This window comes from Streptomyces sp. NPDC046215, from assembly GCF_040646215.1.
Taxonomy (GTDB): domain Bacteria; phylum Actinomycetota; class Actinomycetes; order Streptomycetales; family Streptomycetaceae; genus Streptomyces; species Streptomyces stramineus.
On sequence record NZ_JBEYZW010000005.1, the window covers coordinates 13635 to 36544 of the forward strand.

A 22910-nucleotide genomic window follows, 5' to 3' on the forward strand; every position below is an offset into this window, starting at 1 on the left:
CTGCGCGACCGACCACGGCGCACCGGCAGACGACACGCTCACCGCGCCTGCCGAAGCCCGACGCGGTTCAGCCGCGCCCCCAAGGGGGCGCGGGGAACTGCGCGCCCAGCCCCAACGCACCCGCAGACAATGGCACCCGGCGCGCCCAGCCCCACCGCACCCGCAGTCAACACACACCCGCGCCCAACAGAACCGCTCAGCCGATCGCCGCCCCCAGCGCCACGAACCCGCAGATCAACACCGCCAGCACCACCAGCAGCGGCCACACGAACCGCAAGTATTTGTCGTACCCCACCTTCGCCAGCGCCACCCCGCCCATGATGACGGCAGTCGTCGGCACCCAGAGGTTCATCAGCCCGCTCGCCGCCTGCCAGGCGGTGACCACCACCGCGCGGGAGACGTCCGCGAAGTCGGCGAGCGGCGCGAGGATCGGCATCGCCAGGGTGGCGTGCCCGGACGTGGAGGGGATCAGGAACGCGAGCGGCAGGTTCACCAGGAACACCAGGATCGCGAACACCACCGAGGGCGCGCCCGAGACCGCGCCCTCGACGGCGTGCAGCACGGTATCGATGATCTTCGCGTTCGTCATGACGGCGGTGACGCCCCGGGCGAGCACGATCACCAGCGCGGGGGCGATGAAATCCCCCGCGCCCCGCGCGATGGTGGCGCTCAGCCGCTGCTCGCCCAGCCGGGCCACGACGCCGATCAGCACGGCGGCGACGAGGAAGAGCGCCGCCAACTGCGCGAAGGACCAGCCCAGTTCCCAGCCGTAGGGCTCGGCGTCGGAGTTGCCCGTGAGGGCGCTCGACCACGGGATCACCGAGAAGATCATGAAGGTGAAGACGAGCGCGACCGCCACCAGGACGGCCTTCTGAAGCCCCGTCAGCTCGGGAGGTTCCGCGGCCTCCGCCGCCAGCTCGCGGTCGCCGGGCAGGAAGCCGACCAGGGAACGCCCCGGATCTTTGCGGACCTTGTGCGCGTACCGCACGACGTAGGCGATCGCGACGGCGGTCAGGACGCACCACATCGCGAAGCGCAGCACGATCCCGTCGCCCAGGGAGACGTCGGCGGCCGACGAGGCCACCCCGGTGGCGAACGGGTTGACGGTCGAGGCGAGGACACCGACGCCCGCGCCGAGGACGATCGTCCCGGTGGCGACCATCCGGTCGTAGCCCAGCGCCAGCATCAGCGGCACGATGAGCCCGTAGAAGCCCAGCGTCTCCTCCGCGAAGCCCTCGACGGTTCCCAGCAGGGAGAAGACGGCCATGACGCCGGCGATGAGCAGCGCGCCGCGCTCGCGCAGCCGGTGGGCGAGGCGCTCGATGCCCCGGTCCAGGGCGCCGGTGGCGAAGACGACGGTGATGAACGCGCCGATGGCCAGGACGAAGAGGAAGACCCCGGCGCTGCCGTAGAGCGCGCCCACCGCGTCGGGCGCCACCTCGCCGGTGCGGGTGTCACGGACGCCGTAGAGGCCGTTGACCGGGGCCAGGAAGAGGTCGCCGAGCCGGTGGAGGAAGTCCCCCGCGGCGGCCTCGCGGTGGTAGGTGCCCTGGACGGGGTCGCCGTCGCCGGTGCGCCGGTAGGTGCCGGAGGGGATGACGAAGGTCAGGGCCCAGACGGCGAGCGTCACGAGCGCCAGGACGGTCAGCGCGGAGGGGAAGACGCAGCCGCGCCGCTTCCCCTCGGGGGGCGTGCCGCCCTCGGGCTGCTGGTCCACGGCGGCACACCTCTCCGCTCTCCGCGTTCTCCGCGACGACAGTCTGGGGCTTTGCGGAGATTGTGGCGCAATGCGGAGTTTCTCCCTAGTCGCCACGCACGGGTCGGCGCACCCGGAGGTGGTGGAAGGCGAGGTTGAGGAGTACGGCGGTGAGACAGCCGGCGCTGACCCCCGAGTCCAGGATGATCTTCAGCGTCTCGGGGATGGCGGTGTTGCCGTAGAAGGTCCGGGAGACCACCGGGATCATGCCCATGCCGAGCGAGACGGCGGCGATGAGCAGGTTGTCGCCCTGGTCCAGGCCAGCTTTGAGCAGGACGTTCACCCCGCTCGCGGCGACGGTGCCGAACAGCACGATGCCCGCACCGCCGAGCACCGGCTGGGGGACGACGGCGATGAGGGAGGCGAAGACCGGGCTCAGGCCCAGGAGGAGGAACATCAGCCCGCAGGTGGCGACCACGAAGCGGCTGCGCACCCGGGTGAGGGCGACCAGTCCGACGTTCTGGGCGAAGGCGCTGTTGGCGAAGCCGTTGAACAGCGGGCTCAGGGCGGTGCCGAGGGTGTCGGCCCGCAGCCCGCCGGCGATGGTCTTCTCGTCGGCCTCGCGGCCGACTATCTCGCCGAGCGCCAGCATGTCGGCGGTGCTCTCGGTCATGCAGACCAGCATCAGCACGCACATCGAGACGATCGCCGACAGGGCGAACTGGGGTGCGCCGAAGTGGAAGGGTTCGGGGAAGCCGACGAGCGCGGCGTGCCGGGCGGGGGTGAGGTCGACGGCCCCGGCCGGCAGGGCGATCAGGGTGCCGGCGAGCAGGCCGAGCAGGATCGCGATCTGCTGGAGGAAGCCCTTCAGCAGCCGCCGCAGGAGCAGCACGGTGACCAGGGTCGCCCCGGCCAGGCCGAGGTTGGTCAGGGACGCGGGCCGGTCGGGGTGCCCGCCCTGTATCCAGCCGAAGGAGACCGGCAGCAGGGTGATCCCTATCAGGGTGATGACGGTGCCGCTGACGACGGGCGGGAAGAAGCGCACGAGCTTGCAGAAGTAGGGGGCGAGGAGGAAGCCGAGCGCGCCGGCCACCATGACGGCGCCGAAGATGACGGGCAGGGCGTCCCGCTTGGGGGTGTGGGTGTCGGCGATGGCGAGCATGGGGGCGACGCCCGCGAAGGAGACGCCGTTGACGAACGGCATCCGCGCCCCGACCTTCCAGAAGCCGATCGTCTGCAGCAGGGTGGCGATGCCCGCGGTGAAGAGGGCGGCGCTGACCAGGAAGGTGATCTCCAGCGGGGAGAGCCCGACGTAGGCGCCCAGGACGAGGGGCGGGGCGACCACGCCCGCGTAGCTGGCGGCGACGTGCTGGAAGCCGCCCGCGAGCAGCCGGCCCGGCGGGACCCGGCGGTCGACGGGGTGCACGGGCGGGGCGGGAGGGGCGGGGACGGCGGGGTCTGCCGGCTCGGTGCTTCGCGCGGTGAACCTGGGCACTGCGGCCACGGAGGTTCCTCCTGTCGATTTTCGTGTCGCCGATGACGTGACACGGCTTCAGGGAGGCCAGGCGGTGCGGGAGATGGGAGACGTGCACGATGTGCGGGAGCGGTGCGGGAGGGGTGCGGGAGCGGTGCGGAAGGGGACGGGCCGGGGTGGGAGGTTCGCCCCCGCCCCGGCCCGCTGCCCGTGGACCCCTCGGGCCCACGGGCCCGGCTGAGGGCCGTCCCCCTCAGCCGGGTCCGGTGGCCGTGCCTACGCCTGGCCGGCGATCCGGGCGAGCCGGCGGGACTCCTCGCGCGCGGTCCGGGCGACGGCGTCCTCGTCGACGGTCGTCAGACGGCCGTCCTCGACGACGGGCCTGCCGTCGATCAGCGAGAGGGTGACGGGCGCGGCGGCGCCGAGGACGAGCGCGGCGACGGGGTCGGCGATGGTGGAGTGGCCGATGCCGTCGAGCTTCCACAGCACGAGGTCGGCGAGCTTGCCCGGCTCCAGGGAGCCGGTCTCGGCGGCCCGGCCCAGGACCTGGGCGCCGCCGTAGGTGCCCAGGCGCAGGGCCTGGCGGACGCTCAGGGCGTTCGCGCCGCCGGCGAGGCGGTGGATCAGCAGGGCGTTGCGCAGCTCGGTGTGGAGCTCGCCGGACTCGTTGGAGGCGGTGCCGTCGACGCCCAGGCCGACGGGCACGCCCGCGGTGAGGAGGTCGGGGACGCGGGCGGTGCCGGCCGCGATCCGGGCGTTGGAGGAGGGGCAGTGGGCCACGCCGGTGCCGGTGCGGGCGAAGGCCGCGATGTCGGAGTCGGCCATGTGGATGCAGTGGGCCATCCACACGTCGTCGCCGAGCCAGCCGGTGGACTCGAAGTAGTCGGTGGGGCCCATGCCGAACTTCTCCTTGCAGAACTGCTCCTCCTCGACCGTTTCCGAGCCGTGGGTGTGCAGCCGCACGCCTTTGCGGCGGGCCAATTCGGCGGCCTCGCGCAGCAGTTCGGTGGTGACGGAGAACGGTGAGCAGGGGGCGACGCCGACGCGCAGCATGGAGTCGAAGCCCGGGTCGTGGTAGGTGTCGATCGCCTCTTCGGTGGCGAGGAGGGCGGCCTCGGTGGTCTCCACCGCGAAGTCCGGGGGCAGTCCGCCGGCCGACGCGCCCAGGTCCATCGAGCCCCGGGTGGGGCTGAACCGCACGCCGATCTCGCGGGCGGCGCGGATCTCGGCACCGAACAGGTCGCCCGCGCCGCGGGGGAAGACGTAGTGGTGGTCCATGGCGGTGGTGACGCCGCCGCGGACCATCATGGCCAGGGAGCCCTGGGCGGCGGCGTGCACCATCGGCTCGTCGATGCGCGACCAGGTGGGGTAGAGGGCGACGAGCCAGTCGAAGAGGTGGGACTCCTGGGCGAGACCCCGGGTGAGCCACTGGTAGAAGTGGTGGTGGGTGTTGACGAGGCCGGGGGTGGCCAGGTGGCCGGTGCCGTCGACGCGGCGGGTGACGTGGGTGAGGCCCTCGGGCGCGGGGCCGGGGCCCACCGATTCGATCCGGTTGCCGGTGACGACGATGTGGCCCGTGGCGTACTCGGTGTCGGCCGCGTCCACGGTGGCGACGGCGCAGTTCTCGATGACGGTGCGGTCTTGCGGTGCGGCCACGGCTGATTCCTCCGGGTCCTCAGGGGCGGTTCACGGCAGGTTCGTCAGGTCCACGGGGATGGCGGGCTCGGCGCCGTCCCGCAGGACGGTGGCCTCTATGAGGCCGTAGGGCCGGTCGGCCGCGAAGTAGACGGCGCCGTCCGGGGTGTCGTTCTTCAGGCCGAACGGATCCAGGTCGACCAGGAAGTGGTGCTTGTTGGGCAGCGAGAGGCGGATCTCGTCGATCCCCGGGCCGCTGTCGATCACCGCCGCGCCCATGGCGTAGAGGGTCTGCTGGAGGGAGAAGGAGTAGGTCCCGGCGAAGGCGGCCAGCAGGTGGGCGCGGGTGCGGCGGTAGCTGTCGTCCCAGTCCGGTGCCGGTTCGGCCTCGTCGCACCAGGCGTGCCGCCAGCGGGCGTTCACCTCGGTGGCGAGGATGCGGTCCCGGGTCTCGGGGAGGGTGGTGTAGCGGTCCTTGACGTAGCCGTGGAACTCGGAGTCGGTGGTGTTCATCAGCACCAGGTCCTTGAGCCCGGAGAGCACGCTCCAGCCCGAGCCGTCGAAGGTGACCTGCGCGGTGCGGGTCTCCTGGTTCTCGCGGGCGAAGGAGTGCCGGTCCTCGCCCGGGGTGTCGATCCGCTGCCAGGCGTACTCCTCGATGCGGATCCGGGCCGAGGTGACGGCCTCCTGGCCGGTGACGAAGTGCCGGGCGAGGAGGATGCCGAACGATTCGGCCGAGGCGATGCCGTGTTCCTTGGCGAAGGCGAACACGGTGTTCTTGGTGGTGTCGGTCGGCAGGACATGGGCGTTGGAGCCGGAGAGGTGGACCTCGTCCATGTCGCCGGAGAGCGCGACGGAGACGTTGAGGTCCTTGACGTGGTGGGTGGCGCCGTCCCGGGTGACCTTCAGGACGCGGACTTCGGACTTGCCGTACTGGTTCTGGCCGAGAACGGTCATGGCGGTGCTAGCTCCCTCGGTATACGGAGTAGCCGAACGGGCTGAGCAGCAGCGGTACGTGGTGGTGCTCGCCCGGTGCGACGGCGAACGCGACCGTCACCTCGGGGAAGAACGCCGCGCCCGTGCGCCGCTCGCGGGACTGGGAACGGGACAGGTAGGGCTCGACCGCGAAGACGAGCCGTGCGTGGGTGACCTCCGCCGGCAGGGCCGGGAGGTTCCCGCAGCGCCCGTCCGCGTCCGTCACCGCCGCCCCGGCCGCGTGCCACGCCCCGTCGGCGCGGCGTACGGACAGCTCGACGGCGACGCCGCCGGCGGGACGGCCGGTGGCGGTGTCCAGGACGTGGGTGGACACCGAGGCGGCCGGCTTCTCGCTGCTCATGGTGGGGGCGCTCCTTCGTCGTCGGGTGCTTCCGCGAGTCCGGCGAGCCGGATGCGGTTGATCTTCCCGAGTTCCTCGCGCACGATCTCGCGTTCGCGTTCCGGCGTGTTGCCGATCCGGTGCCGGAGGGCGTCCCGCATGCGGTCGGCGGTGAGGCCGGTGGCGCAGATCAGGAAGACGTGCCCGAATCTCTCCTGGTAGGCCAGGTTGAGTTCGAGCATCTCGGCCCGGAGGGCGGCGGGGGCGTCCGCCATGCCGCGCTGTTCGCGGGCGGAGCGCGGGTCGCCCGGTTCCGGGCGGCCGATGGGTGGGTGGCCGGCCATGGCCTCGGCGAGGTCCGCGGCCGTCAGCGCGGCGGTGGCGGTGTCACCGGCCGCGCACAGGGCCCGGGTGTCGGAGTAGGGGCGCCGCGCGAGGACCGCCGTCACCCATGCCTCACTGGCGCAGATCGTGCGCAGTGCGGCGCGGGCCGCGCTGTCCTCGGCGGCGTTGAGCCGGGTGAGCCCCGGCGTCGGACGCGAAGTCACGGGAACCTCCGTGGCCGCTTCTCGCTGAGCTCGGCTGCTCGCCGAACGGGGACGGGCTGCGCATAGCTAACGCCCTTGGAAACACGGCGTCAACAGTTTGTTGAAACTATCCGCCGATGGGTCGTCAGTTCGTACGAGTTCGTGACCCCCGGTCCGGTACCGGCGGGGTGGCCACTTGCGCCGGTACGGCAGGAGGGGGCGGGCCGGGGCCGCCGACGCCGCGAGGGCCCGCCCGTCCGCCTCGGGGGAAGCGCACGGGCGGGCCCGGTCAGGGAACGGCTACGGGGTTGCGTGGACGGGTATCGGGTTGTCCGGGGTAACGGCCACCCCCCGGCACTGCCGCTCGTGATGCAGGGCCAAGGCCCGCAGTTGCCGCCGCTCGTGCGCGTCCGCGAGCCGGAGCCGGCCCGGGGCCACCTCCCATGGACGGCCGCCGGGGCGAGAGCCAGACCTTGTGTCCGTCGAGCGAGTTGACCACGGCCGGCATCTCGCGTTCCGGGTCGTAGACCGCCATGCCCATGCGGAGCCTGTCGTCCTTGGTCATGGGGTGCCTTCTCCACCCGGCGGGGACGACGGGAGACAGAGCGAGCCCGGGTTTCCCGGCGCCGGAACAGAGGCCACCACCTCGCCGCGGGCCACCCGCGTCACGTCGGCGTCGTCCGATGGGGCGAGCTGGGCGTAGTCCCTGAAGTCCCGGCCGTACCGCACATGCCCCGTGGCCTGCATGTGCCGTCTCATCCAGTCCTCGACGCCGGCCGGAGTGTGCAGTTGGCCGGAGGCCGCGCCGCACTCGGACTCCTCGCCCGACACGCACACGGCGCTGTACTCCGGCCATGCCGACGCATCTTGAGCGATCGTGAATGGCACGTATCGGAATCGGCGACGGATCATTCGCACCCCCTGATGATCTGTTCCGCCTCGCCGCCGAAGATCTCGCGCAGTAGATGCTCTCCGCCTTCGGGAGTCAGGATGAACTCCTGGGCTCGCCGCCGCCTGACGGCCCTCTCGATGCGTTTCAACGCCGCTTCGTGGTAGCCGGGTACGGATGTCACCGCCCGCACCTCTGCGTGAATCCGGCGCCGACTGGGCCAGACGGCCCGGACGGGCCGGGAGAACTGTCCGCGCAGACACCACCACCGGTGGCAATCCGCGGGTGTGTGGCGGATGCGGCGCCATAGTCGTCTCACCGGAGGTCACCGCCCCGCTGAGGAGTACTGGCCTTCTGGGAGGTAAGCCGCACAGAAGTATCGGGCTTGCCCTTCCCGGCCCGGTGTTGCGGGCAGATACATGCGGGGTACTTCATGGTCCCGGGCGGGAGGTCTGCCGCGTCGGCCATTCCGTCGGCGCCCCACGACGAGGGCAGCAGCGCGGCGCGTGTCATGCCACCCACCGCCTCAGGCCCCCTGCGACGGCCGACAAGTTTTCCGCCTCGCGACTCATGATGCGGGGCCTGTCCCGTCCGCCCGCGCTCCCCGCCTTGCCTGATCTGTCGTGCACGGTCGCCCTTCCTGCCGACGCTGGATGCGTACATGAAGGAAACTCCTTGGCTGCAAGATCAGTTGACACAAAAGTGGCACAGCCGGGGGTTGGGTGATCGTCATTCGGGGGCAGGCCAAAGGCGAGTGGGAGAGTGATGGTATGGACAGCGCACCAATGGAACGCATCCCGGCCGCTGGCGAGAACATCCAGGTACTCCGCAAGGCCAGGGGGATCAGCCAGACGAAGCTCGCCAGGGACGCCAGCATCTCGATCTCATTGCTCCGGAAGATCGAACAGGGATCCCGCGCCGCGACACCCGCCACGGTGGCCTCGATCGCGAAGGCCCTTCACGTGACCACCGCCCGGATCAACGGCCAGCCCTTCCTGGGACCGTCCGAGCAGAGCGACCTTCTGGATGACCTCCGCGGAGCGCTCCGCCGCTACACCTTGCCGAAGGAAGACGTTCCTGACCCCGCCCGGCTCGAAGAAGACCTGCGGAAGATCACCGCTCTCCGTGCGGGGAGCCAGTACCTCGAACTGTTGCGCATGCTGCCCACCCTCCTCGGACAGGTCACCGCAGCCGCCCTCTCCAACCCCGGGGAGGCCGGCGCGTGGTCCCGCACGGCCGACGCCTACGGCTGCGCCTACACCATCGCGCACCGGCTGATGCAGCCTGATCTCGCAGACATGATCGCCTCGCGGCAGACATGGGCGGCGAAGCAGACCTGGAACCCTGAAGCGGAGGCCATCGCCGCGTGGACCGAGGCCGGCACCTACCAGAGCGCCGGTGAATACGCCGATGGCCTGGCGATCGTGGACCGCGCCATCGTCAAGTACGAACAGGGCCCGCGTCCGGACGGGCTCGATTCCGTCCTGACTCTCGGATCACTCCACCTACGCGGGATCGTCCTGGCGTCCCGGGACAGGGACAAGAACACGGCCATGGCGCACACGCTCCGGGCCCGGGAACTGGCCAAGCGCCTGCCGAGTGGACAAGGCGACGTCATCGCCCACAACCTCACCTTCGGCCCCGGCAACCTCGCGTTGTACGAAGTGGGCGCCAACATCGAACTCGGCAATCCTGCTGAGGCGTCCACGATGGCTCAGCCGCTCATCAAGACACCGCCCAAGGGCCTGCGCGCTTCCAGGGTGGGGCGCCTATGCATTGACACCGCGCGGGCCCGCCTGACACTCGGCGATCTGGAAGGCGCGGAGGACGCGCTGAAGGCCACGTTCCGTGTCGCTCCGCAGATGGCGGCCATACACCCCATGAGCCGTGAGGTTCTGCGCGTGCTGGTCATCATGCATCAGCGCAGCAGGCCCGAGCTGATGGCCATGGCTAAGCGTTCCGGGTTGACACCCGAGCTATAGCCCCATCGGTTCCCGCGCATGAGCGGTCCAGCCTGCGCGCACCCGGGGGGGAGGCCCCGTAGCCACCGACCTACAGCGGCAGCCCCACCACGTCAGCCATGGCGCGCATGTCAGCCGTCAGCGTGCGGCGCCCCTTGACCACCCGTTCGAGGATGACTCGTGCGTACCGTTGATTAGGCAGCCACTCCGGGCTGTCAGCCTGGATCTGTTGCAGTTTGGCGAAAGCATCCGCGAATGCCCCTGTTTTGGCGTGGGCGTCGGCGACGTCCAGGTAGTGACGGTTGCGGTTATTGGACGTCGGCTTGAGACCCGCGGACGGGATCGATTCGGCCAGCCGAAGGACGACGTCTGGCCTATTGGCAACGCTCGCGTTTTCCGCCCTTTTCAAGGCCACCGTCGTCGGCCCGAAGGTCCGCAAGAAGTCATTCCCAGGCGCGTACTCCCTGCCAAGGGCGACGGCGGCTGAATGGGCGAACCGCAGAGCGTCAGCAGCCTCACCCTTCTGGCTGTTACGGACGGCGGCCCCCGATACCCGGAGGAGCAGCCAGCCCCACGTACTCAGTTCGGCCGGAGTCGCGCGCGACACCTTGGGCTCCGTCTCATCCGCCCATTTCACGGCGAGCTCGTAAGCCTTGCCCAGCTCACCCTGCCGCAGGAGAAGCCAGCACAGCGTGTTGACGGTGGCGGCTCCGTCCATCCGGTCCGCGGCGTCATCGAGAGCACGTTCGAGGGCTGTCTCGGCGGCACTGAACTGGCGCGTCTGAACCATGAGCCACCCCGCGAGCTGCAAGAGTCGCACACGAACGGCCCTGCCTTCCGCCCCCAGGGCATCGGCCTCTCGCAACAACTGCGGAAGCACCTCAGAAAGGGCATCGAACTGGTCCGCCGCAAACAGCGGTGAGAGCGTTCGGAGTGTGTCACGCACTCCTGTGACGGTCGGCGGCTCATCGTCGACCCATGCCGATGACTGCGGCGGCTCCTCGATGGCACGCCGAACGTCTGCCCACCGGTCCACGGTGGCAGCGCTCGCGTCCTCCTGATGCGGGCCGGCTGACAGGCGCACGGTGGGCACCCGGAGCGCGGCAGCGAGCATCCGCAGCGTCTCCAGCCGTGCCCCGCCCCGGTCTCCTTGTTCGAGCTTCCGAATGGTTGAGAGCGACACACCCGATGCGGCCGCCAACTCCCGCTGCGTCAAGCCTCGACGCTTACGAATCGTCTTCACGTTCTCGCCAGCGTTGCTCATACCACGAGAGTACGACGGGCTTGGCCCCGCCACCCTTCTCCGAACTTCAGGGCGGCAAGAGCTTTGCCATCCGCGGGTGCGGGCCCATCCCTCACCCCCGCTCCCCGCGCCGCTTCGCCCGCTGCTCCTCCTGATAGTTGATGTAGTTGTAGACCGTGAAGCGGCTGACGCCCAGCGCCGCCGCCACCGTTTCCACTCCGTGGCGCATCGAGAAGGCGCCGCGCTCCTCCAAAGTCCGCACCACCGACTGCTTGGTCTTGCGGTCCAGCTCCGCCAGCGGCGTGCCGTACCGGCGTTCAAGACCGGCCAGGAGGTGGTCGAGGGAATCGGAGAGGTGCGGCAGCCGCACTGCCACGACCTCGCGGCCCTCCCAGGAGAGCATCACATCCTCGCTCCGGGCCTCGCCGGGCTCGACCATCTCGCCGCCCATGGCGTCGACGAGCGGCTTGACCGCCGCGCGGAAGGGGTGCTCGGCGGCGTCGGTCACGAGTCGCCGTCCCGGACCACGTTGACCTGGAGGGAGATCCGGGTGGCGCCGGCCCGGAGGGAGTCGCGCAGCAGCTCTCCAACGGCCTCCAGTACGGCGCCGGCGCCGCCTTCGGCACTGGTGCCGAACGGGCCGACGTCGACGGCGTCCAGCGCGGCGCCCTGCACGGCCTCGCGGGCCGCCACGGCGTGGGGCGGCGCCTCTTCGAGGTCGAAGGGTTCGGTCGTGAACTCCACTCTCAATCGCACGCGGTCAACCTACTGCGCGTACCCGCCGGTCGGACAGCACGTCTTGACAGCCTTCTCCCGCCCCGGGCAATCTTTCGTCAGACAGAATTGAACTTCCGCATTACGGAAATCAGGAGGGCCGCATCTGATGGGACTTCCCCAGCCCCCGCCGCGCTTCGACGTGAACCTCTCGATCCTCTTCACCGAGCTGCCCCTGCTGGAGCGCCCCGCGGCCGCCGCCGCGGCGGGGTTCACGGCGGTGGAGCTGTGGTGGCCCTGGCCCGACGAGCCCACGCCACCGGCGGCCCAACTCGACGCACTACGGCAGGCGTTGAGTGACGCCGGGACGCAGCTCGTCGGACTGAACTTCTACGCCGGGCAGCTGCCGGGCCCGGACCGGGGTGCCCTCTCGCTGCCCGGCCCGGAGTCGGACCGCTTCCGCGCCAACGCCGACCTCGTCGCCGACTTCGCCGCGTCCGTGGGCTGCACGGCCCTCAACGCCCTCTACGGCAACCGCGTCCAGGGGGTGGACGCCGAGGAGCAGGACGCCCTGGCCCTGCACAACCTCGTCCACGCGGCCCGGGCCGCGGACCGGGCCGGTGCCGTGCTGCTGATCGAGGCGCTCAACGCGGCCGAGTCCCCGGCGTACCCGGTCACCACCTCGGCGGCGGCCGTCGCCCTCGTGGAGAAGGTCAACGCCGCCAGCGGGCTCGGCAACGCCCGCTTCCTGATGGACCTGTACCACCTGGCGAAGGGCGGCGAGGACCTGCACGCCGTCATCGACACGCACGCCGCGCTGACCGGCCACGTCCAGATCGCCGACAACCCCGGCCGCGGGGCGCCCGGTTCGGGAACGCTCGACTTCGGGGACCTGCTCGGACGCCTGGGGAAGGCGGGCTACGAGGGCTGGGTGGGCCTGGAGTACCGGCCGTCGGGAGCGAGCGCGGACAGCTTCGGGTGGCGGGACGGGCTCCGCCCGACGGGCTGACACCTGGCGCGCCAAGTCGCGCCCGTCCCGCAAGGACAACCGTTCGACACTCCGGAAAGGACACCACCCATGCCCACCCCCTCCCCCACCGTCGCCTGGATAGGGCTCGGCATCATGGGCTCCCCCATGGCCGAGAACCTCATCAAGGCGGGCTACGACGTCACCGGGTACACCCTGGAACCGGACAAGCTCGACCGGCTCGCGGCAGCCGGCGGCACGCCGGCCGCCTCCGTCGCGCAGGCGGTCCGCGGCGCCGACGTCGTCGTCACGATGCTCCCCGCCGACCCGCACGTCGAGGCCGTCGCCTACGGCAAGAGCGGCAAGGACGGCAACGACGGCGAGGGCGGCGTCCTGGCGCACGCCCGGCCCGGCGCCCTGATCCTCGACATGTCCACGGTCTCCCCGCGGACCTCCGTCGCCCTCGCCGAGGCCGCGGCCGCCACCGGCAAGGGGCTGCGCGTCCTCGACGCGCCCGTCTCCGGCGGGGAGGCCGGTGCCGTCGAAGGCGTCCTGTCCATCATGGTCGGGGGCGAGCGCGCGGACTTCGACGCGGCGAAGCCGCTGCTCCACGCCCTCGGCACCACCGTCGTCCGGTGCGGCCCGCACGGCGCCGGCCAGACTGTGAAGGCCGCCAACCAGCTGATCGTCGCCGTCAACATCCAGGCGTGCGCGGAAGCGGTCGTCTTCCTGGAGAAGTCCGGCGTGGACCTCACCGCCGCCCTGGAGGTGCTGGCCGGCGGCCTCGCCGGGTCGGCCGTGCTCAGCCGCAAGCGGCACAACTTCCTGGCCCGCGACTACACCCCGGGGTTCCGGATCGACCTGCACCACAAGGACATGGGCATCGTCACCGGCGCGGCCCGCGCCGTCGGCGCCGCCCTGCCGGCCGGTGATCTGGTCGCCGGGCTCGTGGCGGCGGCGCGCGAGCAGGGGGACGGCGCGCTGGACCACTCCGCGCTGCTCCGGGGCGTCGAACGGCTGTCGGGAGTGGCCTCGTGAGCGCCGGGAGGGGCACCTCAGGGGGGCCGCGGATGCCCGCCATGGAAGCGGCTGTGCACATCATGAAGGACGAGGGCGTCGACATCGCCTTCGGCTGCCCCGGTGCCGCGATCCTGCCGCTGTACAAGGCGATGGAGGTGGTGGGCGGCATCGAGCACCTGACCGTCCGCCACGAGGAGGGCGCCACCCACATGGCGGACGGGTGGGCCCGCACCAACGGCCGGGTCGGCGTGGCCATCGCCACCTCCGGGCCCGGCGGCACCAACCTCGTCACCGGCCTCTACACCGCGCTCGCCGACTCCGTCCCGATGGTCTGCGTCACCGGACAGGCCGTCTCCACCAAGCTGCACCAGGAGGCGTTCCAGGCCGTCGACATCGTGGAGATCGTCCGCCCGGTCACCAAGTGGGCGGTGCAGATCAAGGAGGCGGCGCAGATCCCCTGGGCGTTCCGGGAGGCGTTCCGCACCGCGCGGGAGGGCCGGCCGGGCCCGGTGCTGATCGACATCCCCGTCGACATCGCCCGGCGCGAGATCCGCTACGACGCCGCCCTGGACTCCCGGCTGCCGGTGACCGCCGTGGCCCCGCACCCGCCCCGCGTCGAGGCCGCCCTGGACCTGCTGCTGGCCGCGGAGCGGCCCCTGGTCCTCGCCGGTGGCGGGGTGATCCTGGCGGAGGCGTCGGCGGAGCTGCGTGCTCTGGTGGAGTACCTGCGGGTGCCGTTCCAGGTCACGCTGATGGGCAAGGGGGCGATCGAGGACGGACACGAGCTGAACATGGGCACCACGGGCATCCAGACGTCGCAGCGGTACGCCAACGCCTCGTTCCTGGAGTCGGACTTCGTGCTCGCGGTCGGCGCCCGCTTCGGCGACCGGCACACGGGCGCGGACCTCTCCGTCTACCGGGGCGCGCGGACGTTCGTCCACGTGGACATCGAACCCACCCAGCTGGGCCGGGTGATCGAGCCGGACCTGGGCGTCGTCTCCGACGCGAAGCTGTTCCTGGCCGCCCTGCTGGCGGCGGCGCGGCGGCGCGAGGTGCGGGCCCGGGTCGGACCGTGGGTCGAGCGGTGCGCCACGCTCAAGCGCACCCTCACCCGGCGCGAGGACTTCGACACCGTCCCCGTCAAGGCGCCGCGCGTCTACAAGGAGATCAACGAGATCTTCGGCGAGGACACCTACTTCGTCACCGCCATCGGCCTCTACCAGATCTGGGGCGGGCAGCACCAGAAGGCCCACCTCCCCCGCCGCTACCAGGTCTGCGGCCAGGCGGGCCCGCTGGGCTGGGAGGTGCCGGCCGCGATCGGCGTCAAGAAGGCGCTCCAGGGCATGGGCCGGGGCGAGACGGAGGTCGTCGGCATCGTGGGCGACTACGGCTTCCAGTACATGGTCGAGGAGCTGGCGGTCGCGGCGCAGTACGACGTTCCCTACGTACTGATCATGCTGAACAACGAGTACCTGGGCCTCATCCGTCAGGCGTCGGCCGGCTACGCCATGAACTACCAGGTGGACATCCACTACGACGAGACCGGCACCGACAATGTGGCCCTCATGGCCGCCTACGGCTGTGCCGGCCGCCGTGTCGTGGACCCGGCCGACATCCGCCCCGCCATCGAGTGGGCCCGCAAGGAGGCCGTCGCGACCTCCCGCCCGGTTCTGGTGGAGATCCTCATCGAACGCGAGGCCAACACGCCGCACGGCCCCGACATCGACTCCGTGCGGGAGTTCGAACCCGTGCCGGGGGCCTGACCGGGCCCCGCCGACCCCGGGCGGCGGCCGTGCCGACACCTGTCCTGTCGCGCCGGGCACAGCCGCCGCCCGGAACCCTCCGGCAGGCGCGGGGGCGCGGCCCCGCCTTCCGGATTCGCTCCCCCGGCGCGCCCGCATCGTGGACGATGGGGCCCGTACCTCAACCCCTACGGACCCCGTTTGCTGGAGCCGATGATGGCCAAGAGCGTGCCGGTTCACTGCCCGACGTGTCGTCGGGAGCACTCCTTCACCCCGCCCACCTTCCCCTGCGCGTGCGGGGCGCCGCTCACGCTGCCCGTACTGCCCGACGCCACCCCTGAGTTACTGGCCCACCGCACCTGGCGGGACTCCTGGGTGGCGGTGCGCTGCCCGGCCTGCGACCGGCAGGACCAGTGGCCGCGCCCGGAGTTCGGGTGCGCGTGCGGCACCGTGGTGCGGCTGCCCGTCCAGCCGGTGCGCGGGCCCTCCGCCCCGGCCGCGGCCGGCCGGGCGCCGGTGCCGCTGCGGCCGGCGTTCCGCCCGGTCGCCATCCGGACCGCGGACGACGCGACCGTGGCGGCCGAACGCTATTTGACGTGGCTGGGCTTCGACGGCGTCACCCGCCCCGGCGACCCCGACGGGACGGGGGTGGACCTGCGGGCCGTGGGCCTGGTCGCCCGCGTCGATCCGACCACCCTGCCCACGTCCCTGCGGGCGGTCGAGTGCCTGTGGCTGCACGGCATGGCCGACTCCGCGACCGGCGCGTTCTTCTCCCTGGCGGGTTACGGGGGCGAGGCCCGCTCCCGCGCCGACCAGCTCCACCTGCCCCTGTTCGTGATGGACCTGACGGGCACCCCGCAGCCGCTGAACGGCCCGGCCGACGAGCTGGTCGAGCGGGGCCCCGCCTGAGCCGCCGCACACCGGCAAGCTCAAGTCTTCCTCTGAACTCGCCTGCCGACATGGCGCGTTGGGCCCCGGAGGGCGAGACTCGGTACCGGGCCCGCGAGACGTACGGGGGATCGCGGGCCCTCCCGTCTCACGAGCTCATGGCCGTCGCGGCCGCCCCGGCCGGGTCGAGGGCCCTCGTGGCTTCCTCGCGGAGCTCCACCTTGCGGACCTTGCCGCTGACCGTCATGGGGAACGACTCCAGGATCCGCAAGTGGCGCGGGATCTTGTAGTGCGCGAGGCGCCCCCTGCAGAAGCGGGCGAGCTCCTCGCGGCCCAGGGTCGCCGCCGGGTCGCGGAGGATGACGCAGGCCATGACCTCCTCCCCGTACTTCTCGTCGGGCACTCCGATGACCTGCACATCGGCGATCTTGGGGTGGGTGTAGAGGAATTCCTCCACCTCCCGGGGGTAGACGTTCTCCCCACCCCTGATGATCATGTCCTTGATGCGGCCGACGACGCGGACGTAGCCGTCCTCGTCCATCACCGCGAGGTCACCGGTGTGCATCCAGCGGTCGGCGTCGAGGACCTCGGCGGTGCGCTCGGGGTCGTCCCAGTAGCCGAGCATCACCGAGTAGCCGCGGGTGCACAGCTCGCCCGGCTCACCGCGGCCGACCACTCCCCCGGTCTCCGGGTCGACGACCTTGACCTCGATGTGCGGCAGCACCCGGCCCACCGTCCCGGTGCGGCGGCCGAGGTCGTCGTCGCGCCGGGTCTGGGTGGACACCGGGGAGGTCTCGGTCATCCCGTAACAGATGGCGACCTCGGACATGTGCATCTCGCTGACCACCCGCTTCATCACCTCCTCCGGGCAGGGCGAGCCGGCCATGATGCCGGTGCGCAGCGAGGAGAGGTCGTAGGTGGCGAAGTCGGGGAGGTTGAGTTCGGCGATGAACATGGTGGGGACGCCGTAGAGCGAGGTACAGCGTTCGCGCTCGACGGCGTGCAGGGTGGCGACCGGGTCGAAGGAGGGGGCCGGGATGACGGCGCAGGCCCCGTGGGCGGTGATCGCCAGGTTGCCCATGACCATGCCGAAGCAGTGGTAGAAGGGCACGGGCAGGGCGACGCGGTCGGCCTCGGTGTAGCCGAGCAGTTCCCCCACGAAGTAGCCGTTGTTGAGGATGTTGTGGTGGGAGAGGGTGGCGCCCTTGGCGAAGCCGGTGGTGCCGGAGGTGTACTGGATGTTGACCGGGTCGTAGCAGCTGAGCTGCGCCTCGCGCTCGGCCAGCCGCTCGCGCGCCACGCCCTCGCCGGCCCGCACCAGGCCGGCCCAGGTGGGGTCGTCGATGTAGACGACGTCCCGCAGGGCCGGGCAGTCCGCCCGGACCTGCTCGACCATGCGGCGGTAGTCGCTGGTCTTGTGGGCGACGGAGGCGACGAGCACGCCGATGCCGGCCTGCCGCAGGACGTAGCCCAGCTCGTGGACGCGGTAGGCGGGGTTGATGTTGACCATGATCGCGCCGATGCGGGCGGAGGCATACTGGACCATGATCCACTCGGGGCAGTTGACGGCCCAGATGCCGACCCGGTCGCCCTTCGCCACGCCCTTGGCGAGCAGGCCCAGCGCGACCTCCTCGACGGCGCGCCCGAACTCCGCGTAGGTCCAGCGGCGGCCGGTGGGGACGTCGACCAGCGCCTCGCGGTCGCCGAACCGTTCGATGGTGAACGCCAGGTCGGCGCCGATGGTGTCGTCGATCAGCGGGGCGGAGGTGCTCCCGGCCGTGTACGAGGGTGTGCTCACCGGTGGTCTTCCTCTCGGTACTCGGTCCCGCCGCCCTGCGCCGTGCGCTCGCGCAGCTCGATGCGGCGGATCTTGCCGGACACGGTCTTGGGCAGGTCGGCGAACTCCAGCCGCCGGATGCGCTTGTAGGAGGACAGGGTGGCGCGCGAGTGGGCGAACAGCGCGGCCGCGGTGGCGGGGCCGGGCTCCCAGCCGGCGGCGAGCACGACGTACGCCTTGGGGACGGCGAGCCGCAGCGGGTCGGGGGCGGGGACGACGGCGGCCTCGACGACGGCCTCGTGTTCGAGGAGGGCGCTCTCCAGCTCGAAGGGGGAGATCTTGTAGTCGCTGGCCTTGAAGACGTCGTCGGAGCGGCCGATGTAGGTGAGGTAGCCGTCGGCGTCGCGGGAGCCGATGTCCCCGGTGCGGTAGAAGCCGTCCGCCATGGCCTCCGCGGTGCGCTCCGGGTCGCCCGCGTAACCGGTCATCAGGCCGACGGGCCGCCGGGCGGGGTCCCGCAGGTCGAGGGCGATCTCGCCCTCGTCGGCCGGCTCGCCCGTGACGGGGTCGAGGAGGACGACGGTGAAGCCGGGGCTCGGGCGGCCCATGGAGCCGGTCTTGAGCGGCTGGCCGGGCGGGTTGGCGATCTGCACGGAGGTCTCGGTCTGGCCGAAGCCGTCCCGGATGGTGACGCCCCAGTCCCGCCGGACGGTCTCGATGACCTCGGGATTGAGCGGCTCGCCGGCGGCGACGACCTCCCGGGGCGGGGTGCGCAGCGCCGTCAGGTCGGCCTGGATGAGCATGCGCCACACGGTGGGCGGGGCGCAGAAGCTGGTGACGCGGCAGCGGTCCATCTCCGCCATCAGCCGGGCCGCGTCGAAGCGCGTGTAGTTGTGCACGAAGACGGTCGCCTCGGCGTTCCAGGGCGCGAAGAGGTTGGACCAGGCGTGCTTGGCCCAGCCGGGCGAGGAGATGTTGAGGTGGACGTCGCCGGGGCGCAGCCCGATCCAGTACATGGTGCTCAAGTGCCCGATGGGATACGAGATGTGGGTGTGTTCGACGAGCTTGGGCCGGGCGGTGGTGCCGGAGGTGAAGTAGAGCAGCAGGGTGTCATCGGCGAGGGTGGGTCCGTCGGAGGTGAAGTCCTCGGGGGCCGCTGCGGAGTCCTCGTAGGCCAGCCAGGGCGCGCCGGGCGCGCCGCCCACCGCGATGCGGGTGTAGTCGCCGGGCACGTCCGCGAACTTGGCGGCATCCTCGGAGCGGGCGAGGACGTGGGCCGCCCTCCCGCGCGCGATGCGGTCGGCGAGATCGGCGGGGCCGAGCAGCGGGGTGGCAGGGATGACGACGGCGCGCAGCTTCATCGCGGCGAGGGCGGTCTCCCACAGCTCGGTCTGGTTGCCGAGCATGACGACGATGCGGTCACCGGCCCGGACGCCTTGCGCGCGGAGCCAGTTGGCGACCTGGCCGGAGCGGCGGCGCAGGGCGTCGAAGGAGTGGCGGGCCTCGGTGCCGTCCTCCTCGACGATCCACAGGGCGGTGCGGTCGTTGCCCTCGGCGATCCGGTCGAACCAGTCCAGGGCCCAGTTGAACTCCCGTGGCCGGGGCCAGGCGAAGCCTTCGCGGGCGGCCGGATAGTCCTCGCGGTGGGCCAGCAGAAAGTCCCGGGCCGCGCGGAACTCCGCCGCCGGACCGGCCGCGTCCGCCAGGTTCCAAGCCATCACATGTCCTCCAGATCGCAGGGCGCGTCGCCTGCCCGCTGGTTAGCATCGTGCGACGGTGATCTGAGTCTCACCACCCCCGGACGGGGGTGGTCGCATTTCCAGGGATACGGAGATTCCGACTCCGCATCCAGGACGGGGAGGCAGTGATGGGAGAACCGGAGGGGGCCGCCGAGGTACGGGCCGCTCTGCTGCGGATGCGCCGGGGTGCCGGGCTGCCGGTCGCCTTCGGCGGGCTGCTGTCGGGGGCGCGGCAGTTCCGGATATCCGACATGGCCGGGACGATGACGCCCGCGCTGCGCGGCCTGGCCATCCGCACGGGCAGCGGGCTGGGCGGCAAGGCGGCCGCCCTGGCCCGGCCGCAGTCCGTGATGGACTACCGCTCCTCGCACGTCATCAGCCACGAGTACGACGCCGCGGTCGCCGCCGAGGACCTGCGCTCGGTGCTGGCGGTGCCGGTGGTGGTCCGGGGCCGGGTGCGCGGCGTGCTGTACGGGGCCCTGCGGCGTCCCCTGGCGCTCGGTGACCGGGCGCTGACCGCCGCCCTCGACGCGACGCGCGAACTGGAACAGGCGCTGGCCGTGCAGGACGAGGTCCACCGGCTGCTGTCGGTGGCCCGCCAGCCCACCACCGCCGACCCGGCGATGTGGGAGGAGGTCCGCGAGGCGCACGGCGATCTGCACGCGCTGGCCCACCGCGTCACGGACCCGCTGCTGCGCCAGGAGCTCCTCGCCGCGTGCGGGCGCCTGGCCAAGGCGTCGACGGGCGACCCGCGGGCCGCGGGGCCCGGCGGCCCGCGCGCGGACCTGTCGCCGCGCGAGGTAGACGTCCTGGCCTGCGTGGCCTCCGGGGCGACGAACGCGACGGCCGCGGACCGGCTGGGGCTGCGCCCCGAGACGGTCAAGAGCTATCTGCGCTCCAGCATGCGGAAGCTGGGGGTGCACACCCGGTTGGAGGCCGTGGTCGCGGCCCGGCGGGCGGGTTTTCTGCCGTGACGCCTGCGGCGTGGCGGGGGGGCTCTGGCTTGGCGCCTGCGGCGTGGCCGGGGGTTCCTGATTTGGCATCCGGGGCCCGGCGGGCGGGCTTTCTGGCCTGGCGCCTGCGGACCGGCGGGGGCTGCTGGCCTGACACCCGGGGCCCGGCGGGCGAGTTCCTGACCTGACACCCGAGGCCCCGCGGGCAGGTCCCCGACCTGACACCCGAGGCCCGGCAGGCAGGTTCCTGACCTGACACCCGAGGCCCCGCGGGCCTCTTAGGCCCTGATGCCCGGGAGGGCGTTCGCGTCCGGCGTTCGGGCTCGGCGCCCACGCCGGACGTTCGCGCCCGGCGTCAGCGTCCGACCTCCGGGCCCTGCCGCGCTCGGCGTTCGCGCCCGGCGTCAACGTCCCGTCAAAGGAGCGGCGTCCGGGGTCAACAGGCTGTCAAAAGAGCGCTCCGGGGGGCGCGAGCAGGGCATAGCGTGCGTGAGCACAGCACCCGTCATGCCCGACACCTCCCGAGGACCGTCATGCACCTGAGCCGTACCCCCGCCGAAGCGGCGGCCATCGCCTCCGTCGACAGCCCGTCCGCCGACGACGGAGAGCCTTCCGAACCCGTCCATAGCGGCCAGGCAGCGCCCGTGTACGTGCCCGTGCGGCGCTGCCCCGGCGGCTACGCCCTGCGCGTCTTCCGCACCCCCCTGGGCACCCGCACCGCCGTCGCTTTCACCTCCGAGCGGCGGCTTTTCGCCATTCTCGGCCCGGGCCACCCCGTGGTCCGCCTCGCGCTGCCGGCCGTACGGGCCCTGGCGGCGCCCCTCGGCGTCGAGCTCGTCTCCGTCGACCCCCAGCTGACGGCCCCCGCGGCACGGCCCAGCGCCCCGGACGGTTCCCGGCTCCCCGCGCTGCCCGGCTGACCGGCGCTTTGCCCTCTCTCTTCCCCCGGCCCCACCCGCACCTCGAAGGAGGCCCCGTGTCCCTTCCGCTCGCCCCCGTCTCCCTGCCGCCGCTGCCGGACGAGCCCGCGCCCGCGCCCGTCTGGCCCGCCTCCACCCGGCCCCTGCCCGACGGCGGCCTGGCCGTCGGCGGCGTCCCCCTGGCCGAGCTCGCCGACCGCTTCGGCACCCCCGCCTACGTCATCGACGAGGACGAGGTGCGCCTGCGGGCCCGCGCCTGGCGCACCGCTCTCCCCCACGCCGACGTCGCCTACGCGGGCAAGGCGTTCCTCACCCGCGCGATGATCCGCTGGATCGAGGAGGAGGGCCTGTCCCTGGACGTCTGCTCCGCCGGTGAGCTGGGGCTCGCCGCCCTCGCGGGCTTCCCCGCCGAGCGGATCGTCCTGCACGGCAACGCCAAGAGCCCCGACGACCTGCGGACCGCGCTGCGCCTGGGGGTGGGCCGCATCGTCATCGACAGCACGGGCGAGATCGCCCGGCTCGCGGCACTGGTCCCGCCGGGCGCCCGGCAGCGGGTGCTGCTGCGAGTCGTCCCGGGCGTGGCGGCCGGCGCGCACGCGGCCGTACGGACCGGGGTGGAGGGCCAGAAGTTCGGGCTGCCGGTCGCCGGCGGCGAGGCCGAGGACGCGGTGGCCCGGATCCTGGGCCAGCCGCGGCTCGAACTCGTCGGCCTGCATTGTCACCTCGGGTCGCAGATCTCCGGCCTGGAGCCGTACGTGACCGCCGTGCAGCGGATCGTCCCGCTCCTCGCGCGGCTCCGCGACCGGCACGGCGTCACCTTCCCGGAGCTCGACCTCGGCGGCGGCTTCGCCATCCCCTACCGCGCCGGCGACCCCGGCTTCGACCCCCGCGCCTACGCCGACCGGGTCGGCGGCGAACTCGCGCTGCGCTGCGCCCGGCTCGACCTGCCGGTGCCCCGGCTCACCGTGGAGCCGGGGCGCTGGATCGCGGGCCCCTCCGGCGTGGCCCTCTACCGGGTCCTCGCGGTCAAGCGCACCGGCGAGCGGACCTTCGTCGCGGTGGACGGCGGGATGAGCGACAACCCGCGCCCGGCTCTGTACGGGGTCCGCTACACCGTCCGGCTCGTGGGCCGCGCCCCGGCCGGGACGCCGCGCCCGATGACGGTGGTGGGGCGGCACTGCGAGGCCGGGGACGTCCTCGCCGAGGACGTGGAGCTGCCGGGCGACGTCCGGCCGGGTGACGTACTGGCCGTGCCGGCGTCGGGCGCCTACCACCTGTCGATGGCCTCCTCCTACAACCTCGTCGGCCGACCGCCCGTGGTGGCGGTCTCCGGCGGGCGGACCCGGCTGCTGGTGCGCCGCGAGACGCTGGAGGACTTGCGCAGCCGCGACGTGGGGGAATGACCCCCGGCCCGGTGCCGGGCGGGCCGGCCGGGGCCGGTACCGGGTAC

20 protein-coding genes are annotated in these 22910 nt (G+C 72.3%); 8 read left to right on the top strand and 12 right to left on the bottom strand.

The genetic code is table 11. The annotated features are described in order from the left end of the window. Positions 1–196 precede the first annotated feature (196 nt). The 7 genes from ABZ951_RS03290 to ABZ951_RS03320 form a co-directional block, all read right to left on the bottom strand. Complete coding sequence (locus tag ABZ951_RS03290) at positions 197–1717, bottom strand: YfcC family protein (protein ID WP_344085512.1); 1521 nt, start codon at positions 1715–1717, stop codon at positions 197–199. A gap of 85 nt (positions 1718–1802) precedes the next feature. After that, positions 1803–3122: a nucleobase:cation symporter-2 family protein gene (locus ABZ951_RS03295; protein WP_344085724.1), complete on the bottom strand. Its 1320-nt coding sequence runs from the start codon at positions 3120–3122 to the stop codon at positions 1803–1805. Between the two features lie 324 nt (positions 3123–3446). Continuing rightward, positions 3447–4826 (bottom strand): 8-oxoguanine deaminase, encoded by a 1380-nt coding sequence (locus ABZ951_RS03300; RefSeq protein WP_344085515.1) that lies wholly within the window; start codon positions 4824–4826, stop codon positions 3447–3449. Between the two features lie 30 nt (positions 4827–4856). Then, positions 4857–5762: a factor-independent urate hydroxylase gene (pucL, locus tag ABZ951_RS03305; protein ID WP_344085518.1), complete on the bottom strand. Its 906-nt coding sequence runs from the start codon at positions 5760–5762 to the stop codon at positions 4857–4859. Between the two features lie 7 nt (positions 5763–5769). Next, a complete protein-coding gene (gene uraH, locus ABZ951_RS03310; protein ID WP_344085521.1) occupies positions 5770–6141 on the bottom strand; it encodes a hydroxyisourate hydrolase in 372 nt (123 codons plus the stop codon). Beyond that, complete coding sequence (gene uraD / locus ABZ951_RS03315; protein WP_344085524.1) at positions 6138–6668, bottom strand: 2-oxo-4-hydroxy-4-carboxy-5-ureidoimidazoline decarboxylase; 531 nt, start codon at positions 6666–6668, stop codon at positions 6138–6140. The genes uraH and uraD overlap by 4 nt, the downstream gene beginning before the upstream one ends. Positions 6669–7555: 887 nt before the next feature. Continuing rightward, positions 7556–7720: a hypothetical protein gene (locus tag ABZ951_RS03320; RefSeq protein ID WP_344085527.1), complete on the bottom strand. Its 165-nt coding sequence runs from the start codon at positions 7718–7720 to the stop codon at positions 7556–7558. Positions 7721–8306: 586 nt separating this feature from the next. Between ABZ951_RS03320 and ABZ951_RS03325 the strand changes: the two genes are divergently transcribed. Continuing rightward, complete coding sequence (locus tag ABZ951_RS03325; RefSeq protein ID WP_344085529.1) at positions 8307–9518, top strand: helix-turn-helix transcriptional regulator; 1212 nt, start codon at positions 8307–8309, stop codon at positions 9516–9518. Positions 9519–9588: 70 nt separating this feature from the next. On the opposite strand, the gene ABZ951_RS03330 is transcribed toward ABZ951_RS03325, so the two are convergent. The 3 genes from ABZ951_RS03330 to ABZ951_RS03340 form a co-directional block, all read right to left on the bottom strand. Next, positions 9589–10761 (bottom strand): helix-turn-helix domain-containing protein, encoded by a 1173-nt coding sequence (locus tag ABZ951_RS03330; RefSeq protein WP_344085532.1) that lies wholly within the window; start codon positions 10759–10761, stop codon positions 9589–9591. 91 nt (positions 10762–10852) lie between these two features. Beyond that, positions 10853–11248, bottom strand: coding sequence for a helix-turn-helix domain-containing protein (locus ABZ951_RS03335; protein WP_344085535.1), 396 nt, complete (start codon positions 11246–11248; stop codon positions 10853–10855). Then, positions 11245–11496 (bottom strand): hypothetical protein, encoded by a 252-nt coding sequence (locus ABZ951_RS03340; RefSeq protein ID WP_344085538.1) that lies wholly within the window; start codon positions 11494–11496, stop codon positions 11245–11247. Before ABZ951_RS03340 ends, ABZ951_RS03335 begins: the two co-directional genes overlap by 4 nt. Positions 11497–11623: 127 nt before the next feature. On the opposite strand from ABZ951_RS03340, the gene ABZ951_RS03345 reads away from it, so the two are divergent. The 4 genes from ABZ951_RS03345 (at position 11624) to ABZ951_RS03360 (ending at position 16092) form a co-directional block, all read left to right on the top strand. Next, entirely contained in the window at positions 11624–12463 is an 840-nt protein-coding gene (locus tag ABZ951_RS03345) for a TIM barrel protein (protein ID WP_344085541.1), read from the top strand. A 69-nt stretch (positions 12464–12532) separates the two neighbouring features. Continuing rightward, complete coding sequence (locus tag ABZ951_RS03350) at positions 12533–13459, top strand: 2-hydroxy-3-oxopropionate reductase (protein ID WP_344085544.1); 927 nt, start codon at positions 12533–12535, stop codon at positions 13457–13459. A gap of 32 nt (positions 13460–13491) precedes the next feature. Beyond that, a complete protein-coding gene (gcl, locus tag ABZ951_RS03355) occupies positions 13492–15204 on the top strand; it encodes a glyoxylate carboligase (protein WP_344085546.1) in 1713 nt (570 codons plus the stop codon). Positions 15205–15399: 195 nt separating this feature from the next. Continuing rightward, complete coding sequence (locus ABZ951_RS03360) at positions 15400–16092, top strand: hypothetical protein (RefSeq protein ID WP_344085727.1); 693 nt, start codon at positions 15400–15402, stop codon at positions 16090–16092. A 127-nt stretch (positions 16093–16219) separates the two neighbouring features. Here the strand turns inward: ABZ951_RS03360 and ABZ951_RS03365 are convergent, their stop codons facing one another. Beyond that, positions 16220–17869, bottom strand: a complete 1650-nt coding sequence (locus ABZ951_RS03365) for an AMP-binding protein (RefSeq protein WP_344085549.1) — start codon at positions 17867–17869, stop codon at positions 16220–16222. Next, complete coding sequence (locus tag ABZ951_RS03370) at positions 17866–19566, bottom strand: AMP-binding protein (RefSeq protein WP_344085552.1); 1701 nt, start codon at positions 19564–19566, stop codon at positions 17866–17868. The genes ABZ951_RS03365 and ABZ951_RS03370 overlap by 4 nt, the downstream gene beginning before the upstream one ends. 149 nt (positions 19567–19715) lie before the next feature. On the opposite strand from ABZ951_RS03370, the gene ABZ951_RS03375 reads away from it, so the two are divergent. From ABZ951_RS03375 to lysA, 3 genes are all read left to right on the top strand, one after another. Next, positions 19716–20561: a LuxR C-terminal-related transcriptional regulator gene (locus tag ABZ951_RS03375; RefSeq protein WP_344085555.1), complete on the top strand. Its 846-nt coding sequence runs from the start codon at positions 19716–19718 to the stop codon at positions 20559–20561. 512 nt (positions 20562–21073) lie between these two features. After that, a complete protein-coding gene (locus tag ABZ951_RS03380) occupies positions 21074–21460 on the top strand; it encodes an SAV_915 family protein (RefSeq protein ID WP_344085558.1) in 387 nt (128 codons plus the stop codon). Positions 21461–21543: 83 nt separating this feature from the next. Then, positions 21544–22863 (top strand): diaminopimelate decarboxylase, encoded by a 1320-nt coding sequence (gene lysA, locus ABZ951_RS03385; RefSeq protein ID WP_344085730.1) that lies wholly within the window; start codon positions 21544–21546, stop codon positions 22861–22863. The last annotated feature ends 47 nt before the right edge of the window (positions 22864–22910 follow it).

Bases quoted from the DNA above. Each gene is read 5' to 3' on its own strand.
- pucL (WP_344085518.1), bottom strand. From the start codon at position 5,762: ATGACCGTTCTCGGCCAGAACCAGTACGGCAAGTCCGAAGTCCGCGTC.
- uraH (WP_344085521.1), bottom strand. From the start codon at position 6,141: ATGAGCAGCGAGAAGCCGGCCGCCTCGGTGTCCACCCACGTCCTGGAC.
- ABZ951_RS03325 (WP_344085529.1), top strand. From the start codon at position 8,307: ATGGACAGCGCACCAATGGAACGCATCCCGGCCGCTGGCGAGAACATC.
- ABZ951_RS03330 (WP_344085532.1), bottom strand. From the start codon at position 10,761: ATGAGCAACGCTGGCGAGAACGTGAAGACGATTCGTAAGCGTCGAGGC.
- ABZ951_RS03345 (WP_344085541.1), top strand. From the start codon at position 11,624: ATGGGACTTCCCCAGCCCCCGCCGCGCTTCGACGTGAACCTCTCGATC.
- ABZ951_RS03350 (WP_344085544.1), top strand. From the start codon at position 12,533: ATGCCCACCCCCTCCCCCACCGTCGCCTGGATAGGGCTCGGCATCATG.
- gcl (WP_344085546.1), top strand. From the start codon at position 13,492: ATGCCCGCCATGGAAGCGGCTGTGCACATCATGAAGGACGAGGGCGTC.
- ABZ951_RS03360 (WP_344085727.1), top strand. From the start codon at position 15,400: ATGGCCAAGAGCGTGCCGGTTCACTGCCCGACGTGTCGTCGGGAGCAC.
- ABZ951_RS03370 (WP_344085552.1), bottom strand. From the start codon at position 19,566: ATGGCTTGGAACCTGGCGGACGCGGCCGGTCCGGCGGCGGAGTTCCGC.
- ABZ951_RS03375 (WP_344085555.1), top strand. From the start codon at position 19,716: ATGGGAGAACCGGAGGGGGCCGCCGAGGTACGGGCCGCTCTGCTGCGG.
- ABZ951_RS03380 (WP_344085558.1), top strand. From the start codon at position 21,074: ATGCACCTGAGCCGTACCCCCGCCGAAGCGGCGGCCATCGCCTCCGTC.